This is a genomic window from Amycolatopsis sp. NPDC043887 (assembly GCF_056435665.1).
In genome coordinates this window covers 1-6,777 of the sequence record NZ_JBWKEB010000039.1, presented here as the reverse complement: position 1 = coordinate 6,777, position 6,777 = coordinate 1, and the positions used below count along the sequence as shown (strand labels likewise).

The 6,777-nt window shown below is 65.0% G+C and carries 9 protein-coding genes and 1 pseudogene; 3 read left to right on the top strand and 7 right to left on the bottom strand.

The genetic code is table 11. From position 1 onward, the window contains the following. The coding region (locus AC069H_RS42685; RefSeq protein ID WP_478236170.1) for a hypothetical protein at window positions 1-191 on the top strand (191 nt) is incomplete at its 5' end. A gap of 123 nt (window positions 192-314) precedes the next feature. After that, window positions 315-803, top strand: a complete 489-nt coding sequence (locus AC069H_RS42680; RefSeq protein ID WP_478236169.1) for an ATP-dependent DNA ligase — start codon at window positions 315-317, stop codon at window positions 801-803. A 564-nt stretch (window positions 804-1,367) separates the two neighbouring features. On the opposite strand, the gene AC069H_RS42675 is transcribed toward AC069H_RS42680, so the two are convergent. The 7 genes and pseudogenes from AC069H_RS42675 to AC069H_RS42645 form a co-directional block, all read right to left on the bottom strand. Further along, window positions 1,368-1,871 (bottom strand): Rv0361 family membrane protein, encoded by a 504-nt coding sequence (locus AC069H_RS42675; protein ID WP_478236168.1) that lies wholly within the window; start codon window positions 1,869-1,871, stop codon window positions 1,368-1,370. A 138-nt stretch (window positions 1,872-2,009) separates the two neighbouring features. Then, window positions 2,010-2,492 carry a hypothetical protein gene (locus AC069H_RS42670; protein ID WP_478236167.1) on the bottom strand — a complete coding sequence of 161 codons (483 nt, stop codon included), beginning with the start codon at window positions 2,490-2,492 and terminating at the stop codon, window positions 2,010-2,012. A 483-nt stretch (window positions 2,493-2,975) separates the two neighbouring features. Next, a pseudogene (locus tag AC069H_RS42665) lies at window positions 2,976-3,319 on the bottom strand (transposase); the annotation flags it as partial. Between the two features lie 49 nt (window positions 3,320-3,368). Beyond that, a complete protein-coding gene (locus tag AC069H_RS42660; protein WP_478236166.1) occupies window positions 3,369-3,701 on the bottom strand; it encodes a hypothetical protein in 333 nt (110 codons plus the stop codon). Between the two features lie 161 nt (window positions 3,702-3,862). Further along, window positions 3,863-4,201 (bottom strand): hypothetical protein, encoded by a 339-nt coding sequence (locus tag AC069H_RS42655; protein WP_478236165.1) that lies wholly within the window; start codon window positions 4,199-4,201, stop codon window positions 3,863-3,865. After that, window positions 4,198-4,623: an Imm1 family immunity protein gene (locus tag AC069H_RS42650; protein WP_478236164.1), complete on the bottom strand. Its 426-nt coding sequence runs from the start codon at window positions 4,621-4,623 to the stop codon at window positions 4,198-4,200. The genes AC069H_RS42655 and AC069H_RS42650 overlap by 4 nt, the downstream gene beginning before the upstream one ends. Next, window positions 4,617-5,372 (bottom strand): DddA-like double-stranded DNA deaminase toxin, encoded by a 756-nt coding sequence (locus AC069H_RS42645; protein ID WP_478236163.1) that lies wholly within the window; start codon window positions 5,370-5,372, stop codon window positions 4,617-4,619. The genes AC069H_RS42650 and AC069H_RS42645 overlap by 7 nt, the downstream gene beginning before the upstream one ends. Window positions 5,373-5,518: 146 nt before the next feature. Between AC069H_RS42645 and AC069H_RS42640 the strand changes: the two genes are divergently transcribed. After that, window positions 5,519-6,442 (top strand): hypothetical protein, encoded by a 924-nt coding sequence (locus AC069H_RS42640; RefSeq protein ID WP_478236162.1) that lies wholly within the window; start codon window positions 5,519-5,521, stop codon window positions 6,440-6,442. The last annotated feature ends 335 nt before the right edge of the window (window positions 6,443-6,777 follow it).

Genomic DNA, 6,777 nt, shown 5'->3' with positions numbered 1-6,777 from the left:
CGGCCTTCACCAAGTCCGATGATCCGACACTGCGAAACCTGGAGGTCGCAGCGTTCGTCAACGCCGCGGTGGCCACCGTTCCCGCCTGGTACCGCTACGTGATCGCACTACGCCTGGTGCTGGCAACAGTGGGCTCACTGCTGGTCATCATCTTGCTGGCGATTCCTTCGGCGAACGCCCACTTCGGTTAACGACAAGCTGGGACGCTGTTCTAGGACGATGTCTGCAGAATGGCTAACTAACGCAGCGATGGCGCTGGCATTGCGCCGCTGCCCCCTGGCTCGAATCCTGGTGGCAGAGTCCGCGGCAACGCGTTGCGTCGCTCGCCAACCCAACAGTCCAAACCATGTACAGAAGTCGAGGGCTATCGGAGCGTCCTGCAGGTCGCGCCGGACGGGACGACCAGGCTGACCAGCCGCAACGGCAACGACTTCACCACCCGCTTCCCGGAGCTGGACGGCGCCCTGGGCGACGCGCTCGACGGGCGGGCAGGGGTGCTGGACGGCGAGATCGTCGCCCTCGACGAGCACGGACGCCCGGACTTCGGGCTCCTGCAGAACTACGCCGGCGGCGACGTGGCAGTGGCGTACTTCGTGTTCAACATCCTCCTGCTCGGCGACGACGACCTCACCGGCGAGCCGTACGAGCAGCGGCGGGCGGTCCTCGAGGAGATCGAGCCGCCGGACAAGAACCTCGTCGCGATCACACCGTCCTACAGCCACGCCGATCTGTCCGCGACCGGCATGAGCCCGGCCGACCTGCTCGACGTCGCCGCCGAACGCGGACTCGAAGGCCTCTTGTAGCCAGAGTCCGCTGTTGACCGGTTGACCGGTTCGCGGGGCCTCGCTTCGGAATGCTGGTGGGGTGGCACACTGGAATACGCCAGGAAGGGGCCACTGAGTTGAGTTCGGCCTGGTCAGGCGTGTAGCGCTCGGTTCAGTTGTGCGTGCAGGTCTGCCAGTTCGGTGGCGGAGGTGTTCATCGCGCCGGTGTGGTCGTTGAAGTCGAGCAGGTCGCCGGCCTCGTGTGTTCAGCGCTGGGCTAGTCGTGCAGGCCGAAGCGATCGCCACCCCTGGTGGGCGAGTTCGAGGGCGAAGTCGACGCCATCGGCAGCCGCGAAGGCTTGCTAGCTCAGGCATTCCGACTGTCGCCAGGCTGCTGACACTCGCTTGTACAACGTCATTTTGAGGTCGGTGACAGGCGCAGCCAGGGTGGTCTCTTCGGTGCGGTGCGGCTCAGCGTCCAGACATCCGAGGGGCCGTCGCGTCGTAGTATCCGTCCCTGAGCACCACTTTGAGTTCCGGGAACAGTCCCGGTCCGGTCGGTCGGGCTCCTCGTGCCGCTGGGTGACCGACCGGGCCTGACGCTCAGTCCGGGACGATGTCGAAATCGGTGTCGCACAGTTTCCAGCGGCCGTCGGTCCGGGCCGCCTCGACCGACAACGACCCTTTGCCGAGTTGGCCCTGTTTCTCGACCGACATGGTGACGTTGCCGCTGCCCTGGTCGCTGCCGCGCTTCTCGGTCACTGACTCGAGGTGCAGCCGCAGCCCGTACTGCTTCGCGGTGCCGTCCTTCAACGGCCGGGCGACGTCCTCGTGGTTGGCGGCGCACACGTAGTCGTCGAGGGGCAGCGCGGCGGGGTCCGAGGAGGTGACCGCGTTGTTGTACGCCTGGACGAACGCTTCGGCGGTGGCGAGTATGTCGGCGCCGGGCTTGGCCGCGGAGGCGGGTGCGCTGTCGTTCTGGGTTACGACGAGCGCGGTGACGCCGCCGCCCGCGAGGCCGAGCACGCCGACGACGATGCCGACGATCAGGCCGACGTTGGTCTTCTTCTTCGGCATGGGTTCCTGCTGCCACTGTGGTTCGATCACCGCACGAACACTAGGGATCTTCGATGAAATCTCGATGACAGCGGGAACGAGCGGTCAACCGTGAGCCGGACAACGGAGGCAGGTCGCGAACAGCGGCGAGAGCGGCCCGCGAGCTGGGTGCCGAACGCGGACTGACGCTCAGCGCCGGATGATGTCGAACCGGTCGTCGCACAGCTTCCAGCGGCCGTCGTCCTGGACCGCCCCGATCGACAGTTCGCCGGCGCCGCCATTCCCAAGGGCCGCCATGGTGACGTTGCCGTCGCCGGTGCGGTTGTAGGACACCGCTATGGCCTCCAGTCGCACCCCATATTGCTTCGCGGTGCCGTCCTTCAACGGCCGGGCGACGTCCTCGTGGTTGGCGGCGCACACGTAGTCGTCGAGGGGCAGCGCGGCGGGGTCCGAGGAGGTGACCGCGTTGTTGTACGCCTCGACGAACCCGTCCGCGAGCGCGCTCATGCCGGCGATAGGCCCGGACGAGTCACCGCTGTCGTTCTGGGTTACGACGAGCGCGGTGACGCCGCCGCCCGCGAGGCCGAGCACGCCGACGACGATGCCGACGATCAGGCCGACGTTGGTCTTCTTCTTCGGCATGGGTTCCTGCTGCCACTGTGGTTCGATCACCGCACGAACACTAGGGATCTTCGATGAAATCTCGATGACAGCGGATCAGCGCCTTCGCGCAGAAACGGCCGCCGTGCTGGGTGCCGTCTGCGGATTGACGTCTCAGCGAGTTCCGGAGCCCAGCGGGCTGCCGGTGCTCGAAGACCCGAGCCGAACCGAAGTTCTCACAATGTCAGTGGCCAGTTCTTTCTCCCCACTGACGGCCAGTTGCCGGGGAGCTATCTGGCCGTCAGTGAGGCGTGCGTTGCGTAGCCGCGGGTGCGTGCAGAGGCAGGGCTGAATCCGGAACGACGGGCATGGTGTCCGCGCGCTTCGCTCCGGCGGTGCTCGATAGCCCAGGTCGGGGTGCGGACGTTCGGGGGCGCTGTCCGGGCCCGGCGCGCGGACCGGGTGTCTCGGCGTCAACCGGTAGCTCGTGGAGGTGCTTACCGTGCGTGCAACTGGCCGCCAGTGGGGAACCACGATGGCCATCGTTGTCATGACACGGCCACGGACGGAGGCGCCGTCCACGATCGCACGACTCCAGTCGAGCAAGCCTCGGCTGCCCAGTTCGTCAAGCAGTACACGATGGAGCTCGCGCCATAGCCCGGCGTTGGTCCATAGCGTGAAGCGACGGTGCGCGGTCTGGAAGGGCACGCCGAACGACGGCGGCAGATCCCGCCAAGCACATCCGCTGGTCAGCACGTACACGATCGCGGTGAACACCTGCCGCAGATCCAACGGCGCGGTCCCACCACCCTGCGGACGAGGCAGAACGCGGGGATCAACGGCTCCGCCAGCTCCCACAGCTCATCCGGCACAAGACGCAAAGACAACCGATCAACCACGACCAAGATCATGGCGCATCAGCCACCGTCCACCACGTAAGACACCCTCTTAATCCTTACCCCGCTCGGTCTGTGAAAGTTCTTCGTCGTACTGCTCCATGAACTTCTGCAGCGCTGCTTCAAGGTTCTGAACCGGATCCGGTCGAGATTCTTTTATATTACTTAATGCTTGCAGAAGAGCTACTGTGCGCGGAACCCCGGAAGGTGGAACCGAAATATCGGGGATGACATCGGACTTATCACCAGGTTCGGTAAACCAGGCGCTCGCACGGCCACCAACTTCGGGTTCTTCCTGATTCGACTCGCCTGACTTGGCGGCCCGAAGCTCGCGAATTCGCTCCAGTGCCTCAGCGAACTTTTGAGCCTTGACAAGCTCTGTCACGCTCTCGGGCTTGGGCCGTTCTATGCCAGGGACTTCATCTCCGGGGATTGATTTCGCGATCGTTCGGACGACGTCGGGGGTCGTCCTACCTTGTTTTTGATCTAGAAGGACGCGTAGTTGGGCTGCCGCGATCTGCTCTTCAGTCAGGCGATGCGATCGAGTCATTGGCTCTGCCCCGTCTTGTCGGTCGGGTCCAGTATCTCACCGAGCACGCGCTGATGAAACACGTCAAGCAGGTCGTACTCGTCCTGCTGCGCAAGCTCCGACCTCGCCAGTTTCATCATCAGACTCAAGCCGAGGGTTCGCTTCGCCGCCGACTCATCGAGCGCAAGCTCGGCAGCCCAGGTGAACCGTCGCCACCGCTCCTCGCGACGAGCCGCCAACTCGCGCTGCTCAGTCGCTCGGTCGTTCGCGCGCGCCCCCAGGCGAGCACCGACGAACGCGCCCGACGTGGCAAGAACACCAACGATGGCCGTTACCGCGATCTGCCACCCGCTCACTCGACGTCCCGCCAAGGCACACCAGCCGGGCGAGCGCCGCCCGAGCCCACGTAGTCGTGGACTGCTTTTCGAACTGTCGGCCAGGAGATCTCCGCGTTGCTCGGCACCTCGCGCTCATGGGACTGGTAGTCGTAGGCCACTGGCTCCGGCGACGTCGCCCCCGACGTGCTGATGACGCTCGTCTCGCCCTTGCCTGCGAAGCCGACAAACCCGCACGTCGTTGTTGCCGCGCGCACGCCGAACTGAAGGATCGACCAGCCGTCGTCGTCGCGACGATCGATCTGGGCGACCAGGCCCACCTCGACCTCTGGCGACTCGGCCTCGGCCACCATCCGGTCCAGCAACTCGTCCACCTCTGCGGCCGTGCTTACCGCGAGGGGTTCCCGCTGACCTGGATCGAACCAGGCATCGAACGTCACCACTGCTTACCTCCCCGATACACCTTCGTGAACCCGCCCGTCCCGTGGACCGTCAGCGTGCTGCCCTCCGGCAACACCACGCCCAGCAGATCGTCACAGCTTGTCTGACCCTTGCAGGGCACGTTATTGATGACCACCGTGGCGTCCGTGATCCCGCTGTCACGCATCTCGGCCGCGATCTTGAGTTCCACGTCCGCGGCCGCCGTCAGTGGGACGAACGGGCACCCGGCCTCCTTCACGATCTCGATCACGCGATCCGTGCGGTCGTCCCGTCCGCTGGTCATAGCCGCAGTGTTTTTACCAGGTGCGAACCAGCGGCCATGCGTCTTCACCCCGCGACCGCGTGTCACCGGCGGCGGCAACTCCCGTCGCAACCGCTCGACCAGCGCATCATCCTCGTCATCGTCCACGTCATGACCGCTGGACGAAGGGGACGGACCAGGAGCAGACGACTGTCCGGAAGCTCCAGCCGACGTGGACTCCGCCGGCACTCCCAACCTGACGAGATAACCGTCGAGCAAGTCCAACGACCGACCTATCAGGCCGGTGACCGTCTCCGCCGAGGCGTTCACCTCGCCGGGCAAGCCCGGCAGTCGGGTGAACTCCTGGTCAGTCACACCGGCCGCGACCTCCGACCACTTCGCACCAGCTTCGTCAAGGAGCTGCTGCGAGCGTTCGAGACCGGCCCTAGACGCCTTGGCCTTGGCGATCGCTGTCCGCACGCCCGCGGCGATCTCTTTAACCGATGCCACGGCCCCTCCCCGAGCGTCGTTCGACGAGAGGCTACCTCGGAGATCGACTCACGGAGGACAACCCGCAGCTCACGCGGGGCCGTGACCCGCCGCCCCGGACTGTCCGCGAAACGGTGTAAATCTTGATCACGGAAGAGTGAGCAGTGATGATCGAGACGACGTCCGCGACGGACGAGAACACCAAACCGAGCACCGGCTCGGATGAGGACCCCGCCGGGACAGTGGGGCCGGCCGCGGCAGCGGCCGAGGAGCCGACCGGCGGTGTGGACGACGCCCTTGTCGAGCAACTGGCGGCTCGTGCGAAAGCCGGCGCCTCGTCGGTGTTTGAGGTGTTCATCGCGGTACATCAGGGCGGCACGAAAGCGCGTAGGAGACGAGCTCCAGTGGTCGCGTGGCGACGATGTGTTTTCCCCCGAAGGAAAAGGTCTGGAACGGTGCGCGCGGCAGCGCCTACGTTCCCATCGGAACTGATCACTCGACCGATCGAGGGGAAAGGATCGGCAATGTCGAACATGACATCAGGCAGGCGCTGGGCAAAGCTGGCAGTGGCACTGGTGATGGCTGTTCCTCTGGGAGTTCTTGGCACCGCATCACCAGCGGCCGCCGAGACCACCCTCTCGGTGGCGCCGGACGACGACAGTAAGAAACCCGGCGACGTCGATGGCTGCGATCGCACCGGAACACCCGGAATCTACGACGACAGCGGCTCGCGCACTTACAAGGGGCGCCATCTCACCCTCTACACCGAAAAAATCTGGGACTACTGGGCTCACGCCACGATCACAGGAAAGGTGGCCAGGAAGGACAAAGTGTACGTGCAGCGGAGCTTGTACGCCTTCAACATGCACTCCAAGCCCAGGTACCCTTCAGACGATTACGTGCGGGCTATGGGCGGTGTCAAGACCTGCCGGCACATCGCGAACAACTCGGATGCGAGCCGTGACTATGCGCGTACCGGCTCGGTAGCGCTTCAGACGGGTGAGGACAACCGCAGTTATGCAGTACGGGCATGCGTGAAGCCCACGGGTGGGAAGTTCAAGTGCACCCGCTGGTTCATCGACCACTACTGATCCACCGTCAAGCTGATGGCCGGTGAGGGAAGCTGTCTCCCTTGCCGGCCGCTACGCGTCTAGTGAGCCCCGGCTCCGGGAACGATGCGCTCCCGGAAGCCGGTCGGGACGGACAAACGGGAAGTCGTCAAACCCAAGGACTCCGCGCACCACCCACCACGCCCAGCAGATCGTCACAGCTTGCCTGCCCCTTGCAGTGCGCCGTCGAGCAGGTCGGACGACTGGCCAATCTGGCCCGGTTGAGGTTCACCCCGAATGGTGGACAGGGGTTACGAGGGTTCAGGCAGCCGTTCGGAGTGACTGCTCGAAGTTGTCGGGGCTGAGCATCCCGATCG

Bases quoted from the DNA above. Each gene is read 5' to 3' on its own strand.
- AC069H_RS42640 (WP_478236162.1), top strand. From the start codon at position 5,519: ATGATCGAGACGACGTCCGCGACGGACGAGAACACCAAACCGAGCACC.